At 40.2% G+C, this 17,875-nt stretch carries 16 protein-coding genes, 1 pseudogene and 2 riboswitches; of the genes and pseudogenes, 13 read left to right on the top strand and 4 right to left on the bottom strand.

Annotated features, from left to right (window positions below; translation table 11 throughout):
- Positions 1-113 precede the first annotated feature (113 nt).
- From F3741_01710 to folK, 13 genes and pseudogenes are all read left to right on the top strand, one after another.
- Entirely contained in the window at positions 114-1,388 is a 1,275-nt protein-coding gene (locus F3741_01710) for a CCA tRNA nucleotidyltransferase (GenBank protein ID MZG29513.1), read from the top strand.
- Positions 1,385-2,041, top strand: a complete 657-nt coding sequence (locus F3741_01705; protein ID MZG29512.1) for a phospholipase — start codon at positions 1,385-1,387, stop codon at positions 2,039-2,041. The genes F3741_01710 and F3741_01705 overlap by 4 nt, the downstream gene beginning before the upstream one ends.
- 65 nt (positions 2,042-2,106) lie before the next feature.
- A riboswitch (cobalamin riboswitch) is annotated at positions 2,107-2,280 on the top strand.
- Positions 2,281-2,322: 42 nt separating this feature from the next.
- Positions 2,323-3,294, top strand: coding sequence for an ABC transporter substrate-binding protein (locus F3741_01700; GenBank protein MZG29511.1), 972 nt, complete (start codon positions 2,323-2,325; stop codon positions 3,292-3,294).
- Positions 3,291-4,070: an ABC transporter ATP-binding protein gene (locus F3741_01695; GenBank protein ID MZG29510.1), complete on the top strand. Its 780-nt coding sequence runs from the start codon at positions 3,291-3,293 to the stop codon at positions 4,068-4,070. The genes F3741_01700 and F3741_01695 overlap by 4 nt, the downstream gene beginning before the upstream one ends.
- Before the next feature lie 5 nt (positions 4,071-4,075).
- On the top strand, positions 4,076-5,092 hold the full coding sequence (locus F3741_01690; protein MZG29509.1) for an iron ABC transporter permease: 1,017 nt from the start codon (positions 4,076-4,078) through the stop codon (positions 5,090-5,092).
- Between the two features lie 4 nt (positions 5,093-5,096).
- Positions 5,097-6,599: a cobyric acid synthase gene (locus tag F3741_01685; GenBank protein MZG29508.1), complete on the top strand. Its 1,503-nt coding sequence runs from the start codon at positions 5,097-5,099 to the stop codon at positions 6,597-6,599.
- 5 nt (positions 6,600-6,604) lie between these two features.
- Positions 6,605-6,770: riboswitch (cobalamin riboswitch) on the top strand.
- A gap of 9 nt (positions 6,771-6,779) precedes the next feature.
- A complete protein-coding gene (locus F3741_01680) occupies positions 6,780-8,810 on the top strand; it encodes a TonB-dependent receptor plug domain-containing protein (GenBank protein ID MZG29507.1) in 2,031 nt (676 codons plus the stop codon).
- A 94-nt stretch (positions 8,811-8,904) separates the two neighbouring features.
- Positions 8,905-9,459, top strand: a complete 555-nt coding sequence (gene cobO / locus F3741_01675; protein MZG29506.1) for a cob(I)yrinic acid a,c-diamide adenosyltransferase — start codon at positions 8,905-8,907, stop codon at positions 9,457-9,459.
- Between the two features lie 183 nt (positions 9,460-9,642).
- The gene (locus F3741_01670; protein MZG29505.1) at positions 9,643-10,377 is read left to right on the top strand and encodes a hypothetical protein; all 735 of its coding nucleotides are present in this window, start codon (positions 9,643-9,645) and stop codon (positions 10,375-10,377) included.
- A 9-nt stretch (positions 10,378-10,386) separates the two neighbouring features.
- Entirely contained in the window at positions 10,387-10,767 is a 381-nt protein-coding gene (locus F3741_01665; GenBank protein MZG29504.1) for a cytochrome c, read from the top strand.
- 38 nt (positions 10,768-10,805) lie between these two features.
- Positions 10,806-11,773: pseudogene (cobT, locus tag F3741_01660) on the top strand (nicotinate-nucleotide--dimethylbenzimidazole phosphoribosyltransferase).
- 234 nt (positions 11,774-12,007) lie between these two features.
- On the top strand, positions 12,008-13,246 hold the full coding sequence (locus F3741_01655; protein MZG29503.1) for an LL-diaminopimelate aminotransferase: 1,239 nt from the start codon (positions 12,008-12,010) through the stop codon (positions 13,244-13,246).
- 100 nt (positions 13,247-13,346) lie between these two features.
- Positions 13,347-13,844 carry a 2-amino-4-hydroxy-6-hydroxymethyldihydropteridine diphosphokinase gene (folK, locus tag F3741_01650; protein ID MZG29502.1) on the top strand — a complete coding sequence of 166 codons (498 nt, stop codon included), beginning with the start codon at positions 13,347-13,349 and terminating at the stop codon, positions 13,842-13,844.
- Here the strand turns inward: folK and thiI are convergent.
- From thiI to tmk, 4 genes are read right to left on the bottom strand one after another with little or no spacing between them, the layout of a single operon-like run.
- The gene (gene thiI / locus F3741_01645; GenBank protein ID MZG29501.1) at positions 13,830-15,026 is read right to left on the bottom strand and encodes a tRNA 4-thiouridine(8) synthase ThiI; all 1,197 of its coding nucleotides are present in this window, start codon (positions 15,024-15,026) and stop codon (positions 13,830-13,832) included. The two genes, folK and thiI, sit on opposite strands and share 15 nt — an antisense overlap.
- Positions 15,023-16,213 carry a cysteine desulfurase gene (locus tag F3741_01640; protein MZG29500.1) on the bottom strand — a complete coding sequence of 397 codons (1,191 nt, stop codon included), beginning with the start codon at positions 16,211-16,213 and terminating at the stop codon, positions 15,023-15,025. The genes thiI and F3741_01640 overlap by 4 nt, the downstream gene beginning before the upstream one ends.
- A 6-nt stretch (positions 16,214-16,219) precedes the next feature.
- A complete protein-coding gene (locus tag F3741_01635; protein MZG29499.1) occupies positions 16,220-16,774 on the bottom strand; it encodes a UbiX family flavin prenyltransferase in 555 nt (184 codons plus the stop codon).
- The gene (gene tmk / locus F3741_01630) at positions 16,775-17,386 is read right to left on the bottom strand and encodes a dTMP kinase (GenBank protein ID MZG29498.1); all 612 of its coding nucleotides are present in this window, start codon (positions 17,384-17,386) and stop codon (positions 16,775-16,777) included. It lies immediately after the preceding gene.
- Between the last annotated feature and the right edge of the window lie 489 nt (positions 17,387-17,875).

The following is a 17,875-nucleotide window of genomic DNA, read 5'->3' as shown; positions in this document are numbered from 1 at the left end:
ATAAGTATTACATATAGCCTTAATTTGAAATAAATTCCTGTTTCAGATTCATAAATCCCTCTTAAAAATCCTGTACAATGAAACCTGGCTAATCAATTTTTGTCTTCATTCGTATGGATTCATTAACTCAATCGACATTACAAAGTCTTTTAAATCTTTCGATCAGTAAGAATCAAACACTGTTCGTGGTTGGTGGAACATTGAGGGATTTTTTATCTCAAAAGCCTTGTTCCGATTTTGACCTGACGGGTAAAGATGCCTCTGGGACGGGAATTAGTTTTTCCCGCTCCCAGAACTTCAAATATATACTTCTGGACAAAACTCCGGGCAGGAGAACAGTTCGAGTTATAGTCAACCAGGAACACCATCTAGACTTCACAGACCTGCAGGGAGGGAATATAGAAGAAGATTTATCTCAAAGGGACTTCACCATTAATGCGATGGGCCAGCAATTGTCGGATTTTCTGTCAGGAGAGAAAAACATAATTGACCTTCACAAGGGACAGGAAGATTTGACCAATAAAAGAATACGTGTATTGAAAGGACCTGTCATTCAATCCGACCCCCTGAGAATGCTCAGAGCCTTCCGTTTTGCGGCAACCCTCAATTTTGCAATTGATGAAGCTACTTTATCCGCTATCACCCTCTATAAAGACAAGTTGAAAGAGTCTGCTCCGGAACGAATTTGGCACGAACTAACTTTATTTTTAAAGGAGACAGACACCTTTACTCTGATAAGGTCGATGCATAGCTGTGGGCTATTGGATTGTCTTCTCACAACATCTGATAATGCTTTGGTCCATTATGAAAAAATAGAATCACTGTTAAACCACCCAGGAGCAATCTTTCCTGAGTATATGGGTGAGTTTGGCGCCAAATCATTTCTCGATAAACATTACCTATTAAAGTTATCGGTCTTGATGAATCGACATCCAGGCAGTTATGCTTTTAATTTCAGTAATGTAGAATTAAAATTTTTAGAAAAAGTTGCGAAGATAACCTGCTGTTTAGCTGAAATGCATACAGAAGATAACTTCAGCCTGAGTGAGACCTACGAATTAGTCAATCAGGCGAATGAAGAACTACTGCCATCAATCACTATTTTCACTTCAAGCCTGGATGCGGCAGATGCTGATCGGGGCGTTATTTTTTGTAATCACCTGCTGAAGTTTTACTGCGGAGAATACCTGTCTGTAGTGAATAATAATCCATTATTGGACGGGGAAGATATTATCCAACACTTTGGCCTTTCACCGTCTAAACTTTTTGGTAAAATTTTAGGGGATGTTCAAAAAGCACATGTATTGGGTCAAATTAAAACCCGGGATGATGCAATTGATCTGGCAGAAAAAATTATTCAATCACAAACCAAAGAGTCCAGCGGATGACAACAAAGTATACAACCACAGAATGGAACAATAAAAAAGTCATACTTGGTGAAGCAGAAATTGACCCAGACAAACCCATTAATCTGTTAATCGGTTTTCACGGAGCAAGTTCTACCCCTGAAAACATGCTTGTACAGGGTAACCGTTTAAAGCTTTCAAATACTTTGCTGGTTTTTCCTGAAGGGCATATCGATGCAGGGGATGGTGTGTGGAGCTGGTGGGAAGACGGCCCACGACAAGGTGAAACGGTGAAGGATTTCATAACTTATGCATCACAGGTTATTGATTCTGCCCACGAACATTTTAAGAATGTTAATACGGGTGAAAAACTGAGAACCTGTTTATGGGGATTCTCTCAGGGGGGAGCGGCGTCCCTGACTTATTCTCTGCTTGGCAAGCACTCTTTATTCAAGGTTGCTTCAATTTGTGGATTTCTCCCTGAGTTTCAGGATCCTGTCATCAAGAAAAAAGATCCGCCTCAAATTCTTGGGATTTTTGGCAGCAACGATGAAGTGGTTCCCTCTTTTCTGGCTGATCATGCGCTGGATGAAATGAAAAATCATGGGCATATTGTAAAGTCCAAGGAAACAGCCCAACCCCACGAGCTAAACTCTGAAAACCTTCAGGACCTATGTGACTTTTTCAATATTTGAAGAACGTATTGAGTTAATAATGCTGGCTCAATGTCAGTTGACTTTCACAAGTATTTTGCTATTCTTCTTAAAAATTCATTAGGGTCGATCGCAGAGAAGACGGTGTAAATCCGTCGCGGTCCCGCCGCTGTAACCGGGGACGAACCTCGCAATTTGCCACTGTTTGATTTCAAATGGGAAGGCGCGGGAATTCGAATAATCCGGAAGCCAGAACACCTGACTCTGATCCTGTTAACTAAACCTTCGCGGCCTGAGGTGAGTTAAGCTAGACTACGCGCTTTATCACCTCTTTTCGCTGGAACGAGGAAATTCCGGTGAAATTTTTCACTTCTTTTAGACCTAAAGGTCAATTCAAAGATTCCTACCTAGTCGTCTTTCTTTTTGTTTTTCTGTTTTTCTTTCTTTCAATATCCCCTGTAATTTGGGCAAGTAATTCAATTTATAAACCTACCAACAGGATCGTATCCGCCTCCCCTTCTATAACCGAGACTCTGTTCGAGCTGGGTCTAAAGGACAGCGTTATTGCTGTTACCGATTTCTGCAAATATCCTCAAGAAGCCTGCAAGCTCCCAAGTATTGGAGGAGCAATTAATCCAAATATAGAAGTATTAGTGTCCCTCCAACCTGACCTAGTTCTGCATCTGTCTCATAGTGCTAAACTTGCCAGAAACACAAAAAGTTTAGATATACCCTCCTTCGGAATTAATATGGACACGTTGACCGACATTTTAAACTCAATAAAGATTTTGGGAAAAACCTTGGGAGTTGAAAAAAACGCTGAGCAATTAATAAAAAAACTAACAGAAGGAATAAGCTCTTATAAAGAAAAATTAAATGGTGTTGCTCCAAAAGAGGCTCTACTTTTGTTGGGAGATAGCAGTGATCCAGGCCGCGATCTATATGCAACAGGCCACGGTACTTTTCTGCATGAGCTTCTAGAGATTTCTGGCGGTAAAAATATACTCCCTACAACAATGGCTAAATATCCGAGGATTACGAAGGAATATATTATAGAAAAGTCGCCAGAGGTTATTATCGAAGCTGGACCAAAATCCCGGCTTACACCGCCTCAAATTAAGGAAAGAATAAAAGGGTGGGAACGTTTTCCTTCTATAAGAGCTGTTCAAAAGGGACAGATCCATTATATCGGCGCAGATTATATTCTCATCCCTGGTCCACGTTTACTAAATATTATTGAACAGTTTTCAAGAGCGATACACCCTGATATTTTCCTTAAAGAGGGTTTGCCATGAAAACTCAAATGGAAGTGAAAAACCTGGAGTTTGCCTACGATTCGGAGCACGTTTTAAAAAGTATTTCATTTAGTATTGAGCAAGGAGATTTTATCGGTTTGATAGGGCCCAATGGTTCGGGCAAATCTACTTTACTAAAACTGGCGGGAGGCTTACTGCCATGCACCGAAAGCTCTATTCAACTAAACCAACGGTCAATCAATCACATCAATAAGAAAGAATTAGCTCGCATCATAAGCTGGGTCCCTCAGGAGCATCCCATGGTTTTTCCTTTCACGACACAGGAAATAGTTTTAATGGGCAGACATCCTTACCTTTCTCCCCTTTCATTTGAAGGGGAAGAAGATTATCAAATAGCACGTCAGGCTATGGAGACCACCAATACTTCAAAGTTTTCTGATCGCTATTTCAACGAAATCAGTGGCGGAGAAAAACAAAGAGTCATTCTTGCCAGTGCAATCGCACAGGAACCTGAAATCATGTTGTTGGATGAACCAACATCTGCATTGGATCTCAAATATCAGGTTCAGATTTTAAATATCCTGAAACACTTGAACGAAGATAAGAATATTACATTGATCCTGGCCATGCATGATCTCAACCTGGCTTCCAGGTACTGTCGGCGACTCATTCTTTTAAATGAAGGATCCATTGTTCGCGACGGAACCCCTGAAGAAGTTCTGAAGAAAGAAGTATTAGAAAGTGTTTATGACATAAATGTCAATTTGCATCTTCTAGATGGAGAAATACTGGTACACCCAATTTCCAGCAAATAGTAAACATGCACACAAAATTAGGACCACAATCTTATAAGTTAACACTTGCCATATTTATGCTCCTGTTTATGGCCACTCTTTGTGCAACTCCTCTGATTGGATCGACTAAGATTAATCTTGCTAACGCGCTATCAGGTGGAATTTATGCAAACAATAATCTGGACGCCAATATACTTTTTCAGGTTCGTTTACCAAGGATTCTTCTAGGGGCAGTAACTGGTGCAGCTCTTTCTGTTGCCGGTGCTGTTTTTCAGGCACTTTTGAGAAACGACCTGGCCGCGCCTTTTACATTAGGTGTTTCCAGTGGTGCCGCACTGGGAGCTGTATTGGCAATCGTTCTGAATTTTAATATTTCAATACTTGGGTTTCCCATGGTCTCACTTTTTGCTTTTCTGGGAGCACTTGGTGCTATTTTCCTTGTTTTCAGTCTTGTCAGAACAAGGCATGGTGATTTCCCCACGAGCACTCTATTACTGGCAGGGGTTACTGCTAATTTCTTTTTCGCGGCAATGGTTATGTTCATCCACTATATATCAGACTTCAGCCAGTCGTTCAGGATAATTAGATGGCTGATGGGAGGATTGGATATCATAGGTTATCAAACAGTCCTTTCGATATTTCCCATGGTATTCCTTGGAATTGGAATACTCGTATATGTGAGTCGCGACCTGAATCTTATTAGTACCGGAGTTCACTCTGCAATCAGCAGAGGTGTCGATGTATCACTCATTCAAAGAGCAGGTTTTATCACCGCATCATTAATCACTGGCACTGTCGTGGCCATCACGGGCCCCATTGGATTTGTAGGACTGATTGTTCCACATATCGCCAGGTTGATTGTAGGCTCTGATTTGAGAATACTTATACCGGTTTCAATGTTATTCGGTGCCAGCTTTCTAATCATCTGCGACACAGTGGCTCGCACTATTATTGCTCCAACAGAAATTCCAGTAGGAATTATTACAGCAATGCTTGGTGGACCATTCTTTGTATGGCTCCTGAAAAGAAAAAGACCCGTTTAAGAATATGACAGCTAAAACTTTAATGATTCAGGGAACAGGATCCGGTGTAGGAAAAAGTGTCCTCACTGCGGCATTCTGTAGGTATTTTTATCAGGCCGGATACAAGGTGGCCCCTTTCAAAGCTCAGAATATGGCATTGAATTCTTTTGTAACGGAAAACGGCGGCGAAATCGGGCGAGCTCAAGCTTACCAGGCAGAAGCAAGCGGATTGAAACCAGACGTGTTGATGAACCCTATTCTCTTAAAACCTTCAGAAGACAACAATTCCCAGGTAATCGTGATGGGAAAACCTGTAGGTTCAAAAAATGCGAAAGACTTTTATTCCAGACATCTTCAGCATAAAAAAGTGGTCACTCAAGCCCTTGATGAAATTAAAAAAAACTATGAACTGGTCATTATTGAGGGAGCCGGGAGCCCTGCCGAAATCAACCTGAAACAATGGGACCTTGTGAACATGTTCATCGCTGAAAAGGCCGAATCCCCAGTACTCATCGTCGGGGATATCGACAAGGGAGGTGTGTTTGCATGGTTAAAGGGTACCTATGATCTTTTTTCCGAAGATGAACAGAACAGAGTGCTTGGATTCATTATCAATAAGTTCCGCGGTGATATCGAAATGTTGAAACCGGGAATAGAACAGTTTGAAAAAATGGTTGGCAAACCGGTTTTAGGTGTCATCCCCTACTTCCATGATTTGGTTGTCGATGAAGAAGACTCCATTCCACAGCGATCTTACTTTGCAGAAAACAAGGTGCAGAATCCTTTGAATATAGCAGTGATTGAAATACCTAGAATTGCAAATTTTACAGACTTATCACCACTGGCTCTTGATCCAAATATATCTTTGCAATATATCCAGCATCCATCGCAATTAAGAGCTCACGATTTGATCATTCTGCCAGGCAGTAAAAATACTGTGGGTGATATGAATTATCTAAATCAACAGGGGATGACCAAAGAGATTATCAAACATCATAAATCAGGTTCCATGATCCTTGGAATTTGTGGTGGATTTCAAATGCTCGGCAGGAAAATTAAAGATCCTGATAATCTGGAAAGCCGTGAAAAAGAAATAAACGGACTGGGACTCTTTGATTTTGAGACCACACTTGTTCCAGAGAAATTAACCCGACAAGTACAACTTGAAACTGTCATAAGCAATGTATTTCCAGAGAGACTTCATTGCGAAGGTTATGAAATTCATATGGGCCGCACCACATTCGGCTCCATCTACCAAGCCCTATTTTCCGAATTGAATGGAGAAAACGCGATGAATTTTGGAATCACCAATCAGAATGGTACTGTTTTTGGTACTTATCTTCACGGATTTCTGGATAATGATTTGTTTCGAAACAATATTTTACGTTATATAAGGAATGAAAAAGGGTTACCAGAACCACAAAAACTATTCGATTATTCAGAGTTTAGAAAACGCGAACTCAACAGGCTCGCGGATCTGGTAAAAACTTCCATCAATATGGAGATCATCGAAAGAAGGCTACATTAGTAACTATAATATTAAAAAAGTCCGGTTAAGGGAAGCTTGGTGAAATTCCAGCACTGCCCCGCAACTGTAAAGGAACGAAAATCGCAATCAGCCACTGTCAATCATTGATGGGAAGGCGCGATGAGTAGGCAGCCAAAAGTCAGGAGACCTACCGGAAACTTATTCTCGAGGGAGAAATTTATGAAACAACGTATTTCCATTATTCTATTTATACTCTTCTTAGCAACTACCTCAACTGCTCAAACTCAAAACTCAGAAAAAAAAAGTGATCCAATAATCATTGATCCAATTGTTATCAATGCAAGTAAAATTAAAATGAAGGATACAGAGGCCACCTATGCTTCAGAAATATATCGTCGAAAAGAAATAATAGAATCCGGTGCTAAAACTATCTATGATTTTTTAAATCAGAATACATCCGTAGTTTCTATGCCAAGCTCAGGGAATCCATTTAGCCAAAAACTTGACCTTAGAGGTTTTGGTATCGCGCAAGGTTTTCAGTCTATTGTAGTCACAGTAAATGGCCGTCGAATAAATAATATTGATGATGTACCGCAAAATTTAAGCTCCATACCAATTCAAAACATCGATAGGATTGAAATTACTAAGGGGAGTGGTTCCGTAGTTTACGGTGATGGAGCAACAGGTGGAACAATTCAAATATACACAAGAGATTCTACTGATACAAGCATCGCAGTTTCAGCGGGAAACTATGGCCGGATGACAACAACAATAAACAGTGGATTTGCATCTGAAAAATTTCAATTTTCTGCATTTGGAGATGCCTACAAACAAGATGGATTCAGTGATAGGGGTCCTGATGGAAATCGCGACAAGGGTGAGCTACTGAATTCTAAAGTAAGGTTCCAATATAAACCCACAAAATTCAGCAAACTTTACATTGAAAAAAAAGCTACATATTTAGAGTATAGATATCCAAATTTTTTATCAAAATCAACATTTCAACAGAACCCTGGTTCTAATAATAGGGGGGCAGCAGGAACTCCAACTAATTACACCCATCAAATCGAAAACACAGATGTCATTGAGTTAGGTAGCACTTTAAATATAAATGAAAATATTGAGACAAATTTCAATTATTCATTTGTAGATCAAACTCGTGTCATTAGTCATGCTAGAAAATATAATAATCACTTTTATGATGGTAGTATCAAGTATTTAAATGGCCCTTTAACAATTATTACAGGAGCTCAGTATTTTGATGGGAGCCGCAGATGCGATAACTGTAATGGCACAGATACCCCCACAACCACAACCAAAGAAAATGTGGGTATATATATTCAAGGGCAATATGGTTTTAGTTCAATGACTTTTTCGTTTGGTGCTAGAAAAGAGTGGATAGACTACACATTTCTTAACCAAGGAGCATTAACAGAAAATCAAGATAATTTGTCAGCTTTTGATATTGGTATCAATAAATCATTAAGTAATAGATTAAATATTTTTTCTAATTTTAATTATGCTTTCCAAACTCACAACCTTGATAATTTTTTTGATTTCCAAGGAAACTTTGCTGGATTTTTAGAACCAGTTATAACATCCACTTTAAATATGGGACTTAATTATTTAACACCCAAAAGCAAAACAAAGCTAACATTATTTGGTTCTAAGTTAAGAGATGAGTTGGTTTTTAATAGGCATGTGAGTTTCTTTGGAAATAGTGTAAGTATTGATAGAAGTTCAAAGTATGGTTTTGAACTACAAAACAAGTATTCATTCACTGAATCGTTGTCTGCCTCAATTAATTACGCTTACATACGGGCAATAATCGACAGAGAAACATCAAGTGCAAATTGTATAAATAACTGCGCAGGAAATGACCTTCCAGGAGTATCTAGACACAACTTAACAGTCGGTATCAATTTCAAGCCATATGAACACTCGAAAGTTATATTAACGCAATCATATAGAAGTTCTGCATTAGCTGACGAAGACTTAAACAATGCCGAAGACCCAAGCAATTCTTCCAGCCCTAGCTTTAAAACCCCAGCATTCATCAAAACCGATATATCTTATATCTATACATATAAAATTTTGGGAGAAAGAGTATTGGGGGCAAGTCAAATTGATCTTTCAGCAAAAGTAGAAAACCTTTTCGAGAGAGCTCACGGAACAACACTCAGAAATGATGTTATTTATCCAAGCAATTTCACCCGCAACTTTATGTTTGGAATTGAACTCAGGTATTAAGATATAATAAATATTCAAGAGTTTTAATTTTTTAAAAAATTTGAATATCCTTTTATAAATATTTCACTGATCATTATCCACCCTTAAATATTTTATGCGAAAACCTTCAGGAGCAGATCCCAGAAAGCGAAAGGGTTTAATTATAGTTAATACCGGAGACGGCAAGGGTAAATCTACGGCATCTTTTGGTCTTGCTGTGCGTGCTGCTGGAAATAAAATGAATGTCTTCATCATGCAATTTATGAAGGGTCAGTGGAAAGCAGGTGAGCGTAAATCTTTCGAAAAACTGGCTCCATATATCGAGTTTGAAGCAATGGGTGATGGCTTTACATGGGATACAAATAATATTGAAAAGGATATGATTACGGCACGAAAAGCATTTGAAGTGGCAAAAAAGAAGTTATTGAGTAATAAATATCAAATGGTTATTTTTGAGGAAATTAATTACGTTCTTGATTACAATTTCTTACCAGAAGACGAGTTCCTAGAATTACTAAATAATAAACCTGAAAAGGTTCATGTTGTATGCACAGGAAGAAATGCCTCCGATAAACTGATTGAGATAGCTGATCTCGTTACTGAAATGAAAATGATCAAACATCCGTTTAAAGATCAAAAAATCCCGGCTCAAAAGGGTATAGAGTTTTAATTATTTTAAAATGTAAGAATAGAATTTTTTATCTATACTTTTTGAACTATCCAGAGCGAATCCACATTGACAGCGAATAGGCTCTATATTTTTCTATGATAGGTTTTATCTTAGACGATATGTACTATCAGGTTTACTAATGTTTAATCTTCCGGCTTTATTTATACCGGTTTAGAAATGTTCATGATTAAATTAACAGAAAAGTTAATTCTTACCAGCATGATATATTTCATGCTGATTACTGTTGCCGAATCTTTGGTTTTTCAGGTCGACAGCAATAAGGATGGAAGATTTGATCAATGGCAGTATAAATCTGAAAATGGACAATTAATTAAGATCGAATACGATAAAAACAAGGATGGCAGGATTGACCAGATAGATATCTTTGATGGCTATAAAAAACCTGTTCGTGTTGAACTGGATCGCAATCTGGATGGAACTCTCGATCAAGTTCAGAACTATTCTAAAGACTTTATCCTTGAATACATTGAAAAGGATTCAAAGTTCTCTGGTTTGATGGATTGGCGTGAAATATATGGACCAAACAATACCATTATCAGCCTAGAAACAGATGAAAATCGTGACGGTAAAATGGATGTGTTTCAATATTTTTCTGACGACGGCAAAATAGAAAAAGTTGAATATGATAGTCTAAATGATGGCAAAATCGATCGTTGGGAGGTTTTTGATAAAAATGAGTATCTTGCCTCAGTCATTTTTGACACAAATCATGATGGTAAACCGGACCAATGGCAATATTTCCAAAGATCTAAGCAACTGAAAAAAGTAGAGCACGATACAAATTTTGATGGCAAAACTGATCGCTTTGAATACTTTGACGACTCAGGCTCGCTTGAGCGTGTTGAAGTAGATACTGATCATGATGGAAAACTCGATATTGTCAATAGGAGGCAATAGTTCCAAGCTATGAAACAAACTAGAATTTCAATTCTCGCACTTTTCTTAACAGTTTTTATATATTCATGTGCCCCAAAACCCACACTTGAAGTACCAGAACCCTATAAAAAAGGACAGCAGTATTTCCACAGGGTGTGCTCTAATTGCCACGGCTCTGACGCAATGGGAAAACACACTCAAGCCCCAAGGCTCATTGATGAGGAATATCTGGCGGGAAATTTTTCCGATGAAGATATTAGAGAGACAGTACTAAACGGAACCGATAAAATGCCCTCGCAAAAAAAGAATGTAACTGCTGAGGAAATCAGCGAAATCATAAAATACCTTCGCTACTCACAAAATGCCGCAGGTCTTGAGCCTGAGGAATCGGAAGAAGATGACGAGGAATAAAGTTCTCTATAATTCGATTGTAGGTTTTATCGATATCTATGCTTGAAATTATTAACAAATCTTTGCAAGCTATAAAACCTGTCTCTTCAAGCCGGCTAAAAACTGCACAGTCACATCTCAACTCACTCACAAAACCACCTGGAAGTCTTGGCCTCTTAGAAGAGCTGGCGAAAAGATACGTCGCTATCCGCGGAAACGCTTTAATCAATAGAAAAGCGGTCATGGAGGAACGGCGATCAATGTATTGGCCCGACATCAGAATGCCGATATATTGGTGGTAGATATTGGGGTCAACCACCGTTTCGAACCACACCCTGATTTACTGGATAGAAAAATAGCCTTCGGCACTCGCAACATGGCCCAGATGCCTGCTATGACAAGACAAGAGGCTGAAGAATCCATCACTATTGGCATTCAGGTGGCAACACAACTGGCCGACAAGGAGGTGGCCCTCTTTGCTTCAGGTGAAATGGGGATCGGAAATACCACATCCAGTTTAGCTATATTTGCAGTATTAAGTAGACTTCCTGTAAGCAAATTAACTGGCAGAGGAACCGGCATTGACGACAAAACTCTCAACCACAAGATTTCCGTCATCCAGAAAGCTCTGAAAACACATGCCCCTAATCCAGATGATCCCATAGATATTCTCACTAAAGTAGGCGGGTTTGAAATTGGGGGTATCGTGGGCCTATTGATTGGTGCCGCTTCAAAAAACATACCTGTTGTGGTCGATGGTTTAATTTCAAGTGCCGCCGCAACCCTGGCTATCAAGCTGAACCCATCCGTGAAGGATTATATTTTTCCATCACACCGTTCTGTAGAACCTGGGCAGGAAGTTTTTTTTGACTTGCTTCACATGCCGCCCCTTTTTGACCTAAAAATGAGAATGAGAGAAGGAACCGGGGCTGTTATGGTTTTTGACCTGATAGAATCAGCATTAAATATTTATTCTGAAATGGCAACTTTTCAAAGTACTAATATTTCAGGCCCTGCTGATGCTTAAGGTGTTTCCCTTTCAAAATAAAATACTCTGGGTCACCCTTTTAGTTCTGATCAGTTCTTCTGGTTCATTGGGATTCGGAGAAGTGATTTATAGGGACAGTTCAGGTCGGTTTTGGAAAATGGGCAAATTAGTGCATGATTGAACAGCTTGACACGACTCAGTTTTTTGTCTACGATTGACCGCCTCTTTTAGGTCCTATTTTAAATCTTCTTGAATACAATTTGGAGTACCAGAATGTCAGATGAAAGCTATATTCAGTCCTTGTTTGCAGACCGCTTGGGCGGCAATCAATTTGGAAAAGATACCAAAATTTATAAGTTTGAAAAAATAAAACGGGCAAAACGTGCAGCATTAGATGCTAACCCGGGAAAAATATTATTCGATATGGGAGTTGGCGAACCTGACGAAATGGCTGATCCCGGTGTTGTTAAAAGTCTGCAATTAGAAGCGGAAAAGCCAGAAAACCGAGGCTACACCGATAATGGAATAGAAGAGTTCAAGGTCGCTGCCTGCAAATATATGGAAAACGTTTTTGGTGTTAAGGGACTGGAACCGGATAAACATGTCAATCACACCATTGGCTCCAAACCTGGTCTGGCAATGGCTCCCGCTATCTTCATCAACCCCGGTGATATTACCCTGATGACCGTTCCGGGTTATCCGGTAATGGGAACCCATACTCAATACCTGGGCGGAGATGTTGTTAATCTCCCTTTGACAGAAGAAAATAATTTCCTGCCCGACTTGAAGAGCATTGATGCGGGAACACGTGAAAAGGCGAAGATCTTATACTTGAATTATCCCAACAACCCGACCGGCGCCAATGCCACACGTGAATTTTATGAAGAAGCTATTGAGTTCGCCAAACAAAACAATATTATTATCGTTCAGGATGCTGCCTATGCGGCTTTAACATATTCTGGAAAACCTGAAAGCTTTCTTTCAATACCTGGCGCAATGGATGTCGGTGTTGAGTTTCATTCCCTCTCAAAAGCCTACAACATGACCGGTTGGAGGATAGCGTTTATAGTGGGAAATGAACTCATTGTAAAAGGACTTTCACACGTTAAAGACAATGTAGATTCTGGCCAGTTTGCAGCCATTCAAAAAGCCGGGATTTATGCCATGGAACACCCTGAAATCACAGAGCGGACCGTGGCAAAATACAAGCGTCGTTTATCCATTTTGGTTGAAACCCTCAATTCACTGGGCTTCAATGCAAAAATGCCTGGTGGTTCCTTCTTTCTCTTTGTAGGAATTCCTAAAGGAATCAAAGGAGGACGTCGGTTTGCCAATGGTGAAGAGTTTTCTCAGTTCCTGATTACAGAAATGTTGATATCTACTGTCCCCTGGGATGATGTTGGTCATTACGTAAGATTTTCTGCAACGTTTGCAGCCAAAGGAGAAGAGGAAGAAGCTCGAATCATGCAAGAAATCAAAGCCCGTCTTTCCAGCGTGGAGTTTGAGTTCTAACCATTCCTGCATGACGAAATTTTGAAGTGCATCGATTAAAAGTCAACACCCTGCAAAAAAACTTTTTTGCAGGGTGGCCTAAAACCTTGTTGGCGATTTTATGAAATATAAAGCCCTCATCGGTATCGGCTCAAACTTAGGCATTCCCGCAGAAAACTGTGAGAAGGCAATTCGACTTCTTAATGACACGGCAGGAATTGAAGTGACTTCCCGATCCAGCCTCTACGAATCAGAACCCGTTGGCAATACAGAGCAGAACTGGTTTGTTAATGCTGCGGCTGTTATCAAGACCTCTTTGGAACCAGAATCTTTGCTGAATCAGCTCTTGAAAATTGAAGAAGTATTGGGAAGAGTTCGGCGGGAAAAATGGGGTCCTAGAATTATTGATCTGGATATACTGACCTATGACAATCTTGTGGTCAACACCCCAGACCTAACGCTCCCACATCCGGAAATGGCAAAAAGGCGTTTTGTACTTCAACCCCTTAGTGAGTGTGCCGGTGATTATATTCACCCGGTAGAAAATAAAACAATTCATGATCTCTTAAAAGATCTTCCTGAAAACCCGCAGGTTAAAAAAATCTTATCTGTTGGATAAGTCATCAACTTTAATGGTCTCCATTCGAGCGATGGCATTATCTCTTAATTCTTTCCATGCGATTTTCTTCTCATCTCTTTCCAAATCAGGAATCTTGCTTCGGGTGACCGGGTTTTGAGGCATGAACACAGAACAACAATCAGGTTGCGGCTCAATACTAACCTCATAAGTACCAATCTCTTTTGCATGGGAGATAATACTTTCTTTATTCATGCCAATAAGAGGTCTAAATACATTCATTGAAGTAACACTTGTTACAGCCGCCAGGTTCTCCAGTGTCTGAGACGCGACCTGGCCCAGCGATTCTCCGGTCACCAACGCCAAATATCCTTGACGGATTGCTATTTCCTCAGCGATACGGTACATCATCCTTCGATAGAGGACGACCCGGTTTTCTTCATTGCAGTTATCACGAATAGCCCCCTGCATTTCCTCGAAAGGAACGACAAATAAGTTAGCTCTCTTCTGAAAATGATTAATTTTTTTTGCCAGAGTTAAAACCTTGTCATACCCTCCCCTGCCTAGAAAAGGTTGGTTGTCAAAAAAAACAAAATTTACCCGGCATCCACGACATAGCATCATAAAGGCAGACACGGGACTATCAATTCCACCTGAAAGCAGACAAAGAACATTACCCGAACTCCCAACAGGGAGACCCCGCAACCCCGGTTCACGATTGTCAAAAACCACCGTTTCTGAGCGCCCAATTTCTATTTCAAGAACATATTCCGCCTCATTAATATTGACCGTCAACCCATTTGGGCCCAGTTTTTTCATGATACGCGACCCAACTTCAAAGTTGACTTCTGGTGAGGTTTCAGGAAAAGACTTTTCAGACCGACGAGTCTTTACGCAAAACTTCATATTCTCGACAGACTCCAGTTTTGGTTCAATCCATTGAATTCCCAGGTCGGCCATTGCATCATAATCAGGCGACATAGAAACACCAAAACTGAATGAGGCAATTCCAGGAACAGTTTTTAAACAGTCAGAACACTCCTCCACAAAACTATCCGGAATATCTAAAACAATTCTGCCGCGAGGAGAGCTGTAATGAATATCACCTGAACCCGATAGAACACGTTTAATGTTCTTCAAAAGACATTTTTCAAAATATTTTCTGTTGCGTCCTTTGAGTCCGATTTCATCATAACGGATCAAGACTGTTTTTCTTCCCGTCATCGATGCCCGGCTTTTTGAATAAAGGTGGGGTAAAGGGTCTGGTAGGCAGCTTCAAATACTTCAAGAAATCGGTCAACATCTTCAATCGTATTGATTACTGAAAAAGAAATGCGCAAACTGCATCGTGCCTGTTCTTCATTCAAACCAATTCCCAAAAGAATCTTTGATGGCTCTTTAGATTGAGCACTACAGGCACTACCCAGTCCGACATAAATATCTTTAGCTTCCAGATGGTGGAGAATAACTTCACCCTCAACAGGAGGAAAAGAAAAGTTAACAATTCCCGGTGATTGACATATTGCATTGTCATCAACCAGTGAATTAAACTTAATATTCAATTCAGGCAACCGTTCCTGCATATTTTGCAAGCCTTGTACTAAATGACAACTTAGACTTCGAAGGTGTTCATGAGTTTGGTCAATTTTTTCGACAGCATTCTTAATGGCAGTCTCCAACCCTACTATTAATGGCAGTGGGAGTGTCCCAGATCGAATTCCATATTGTTGTTTGCCACCATGCATTTGTGGATTAAGAACCAGACGTGAATCATAGACCAACATTCCTATTCCCTTTGGACCGTGAATTTTATGCCCGGAAATCGAATAACCAGCAAGGCCTTTCCACATTTCCGGCTCCAGCCTAAGCTTGCCAACAGCCTGCACTCCATCCAAAAATAGTTTTGTTTGTGGGGATTGCTTATCAATAGCCAAAATAGTTTTTAGAGGATCGTTCACCGTGCCCAACTCATTATTCACATGTGACATGCAAAGAAGACGGACCCGGTTTTCTTTCAAAGTAGACAAGCGAGACAGATCCAGCCTGCCTTCAAGTTGCAAAGAAAGTAAAGAAACAGGTTCATTTCCATACCGGCTAAAATATTTCAAGGTTTCAGTAACACTTGGATGTTCAAGACCAAGAAAAGCTGTCTTTCTTTCAGGAAAACACAATCCTTTAATAAAAAGGTTATTTGACTCTGTTCCTCCACTGGTAAATAAAATACGATGGGTTGAAGGAAGTTTAAGATATCCGGCAATAGATTCTGTTGACTTTTCTATTAGACCCTTTGCATCGAGACCTGTTTTGTAGGGAGTCCCACTATTTGCGAAATGTATTCGCATTGCTTCCTGGACCCGCTCTAAAACTTCCTCATTCATTGGAGTGGTGGCGGCATTATCAAGATAAATCATCTATCATCAAGGTTCATAGGGTTTAATAAGGTCTTGATTTAATCCCAGCTGATCCAGAATTCGGGCCACAATAAAATCAACCAGGCCTTCAACACTGTTTTCTCCCTGATAAAACCCTGGTGATGCAGGCATTATCAAAGCCCCTGCCTGATCCAGAGCCAACATGTTTTTCAGGTGAATCGTGCTGAAAGGTGTTTCACGCGGAACTATTATCAATTTGCGTTTTTCCTTTAACATGACATCCGCAACGCGTTCGATCAGGGTGCCAGACACACCGGCCGCTATTCTTCCCACCGTTCCCATACTGGCAGGAACCACCACCATGGCATCAACAAAAAAAGAACCACTGGCAATGGAACTGTTCATGCGCGAAGTTTTGTGAAGAGTCACCCGTTCCCCTGAAAAATAGGAGGTAGCAAGGCCCAACTCAAGATTCAACAACTCAGCACCACGGTCTGAAATGATCACATGAGTCTCGGCCTGGGTTTTAAGACAATCAAAAAGCCGTTTGCTGTAACAAACCCCACTCGCCCCTGTTATTGCCAGTACAATTCGTTTCATTTATCTACAGTTAAAATCAAACAAGTCTTCTATCTCAGCTAGAACTCTTTCATGAACTTGAGCAACTGAATCTTCACAATTAATAAAGCTTATATTCGGTCCTTGAAAGCTTTTAAAAATGTTTTGAACATTCTGCAAATAATCCAGTTTTTCAAACGCGCTTTTCTGGTCTCGTGATGATTCAATCCTCTCCAGACATTTTTCGGGAGAATTGATGAAAATCAAAACCCTGTCAGGAATTGGAGCAAAACTCTCATTATCCTGAACAATCTGTTCAGGATCCAGACCTAAGGCACCTTGATACGCCGCCGTCGAGAAATAATAACGGTCTAAAAGCACCACCTTATTTTCCTGCAGCGCTGGCATTATATTAACTTGTATATCTTCCTTCCGGTCATTTATAAACCAGCTCAATTCTTCTTGCGGACTGATGCCTTTTCTTCCTTCGCTAAGAAGTTTGCGAATCTTCATGCCCCACTTGCCACGTGTCGGCTCAGCTAAAACAATATGTGGAACCTGTTTATCCTCGAAAAACTTTGCCAGTAAACCGCACTGAGTGCTTTTGCCTGTCCCGTCTATCCCCTCAAAAACTATTAAAGATCCCCGATTCAAGGCGTCCCTTTCCTACAAAATCAATAACATACAGTCTATAAAATTTGGAAGGTTAAAGATACACTTAACTGGGTGAAGGGCGCAAAAACTGAATAAAAAAAAACCCTGTGAGATGGATGAAACACCCATCTCACAGGGGGTATATTATGAAACCTGTAATTCTCATCCCGATTATTTTGGGAAGGATCGATCAATATTTAAATCGTTCAACAAGCTTTTGCAGTTCAGTCGCCATATTGGCCAACTTGTTGGCTGCTGCCTGATTTTTTACTAACTATTCTCCATAGTTACTAAAAGAATTGATTCAAAAAGGCTATTTTGCAATCACCCTCCAAATAGATATTAGCAATCCTATAGTTATAAAGGTGCAACAGTTAGACGCATCGGGCAATACGTCAGGAACTAACTTCTTCCATTTGGTGGTTGGTTACCGTTTCCTGACTTACTTTGTGCGGCAGCTTGAGCAGCAGCTGCTTGGTTTGCAATGTC

It is taken from the genome of Nitrospinota bacterium, assembly GCA_009873635.1.
Classification (GTDB): domain Bacteria; phylum Nitrospinota; class Nitrospinia; order Nitrospinales; family VA-1; genus LS-NOB.
This window is presented reverse-complemented; position numbering and strand designations above follow the sequence as displayed.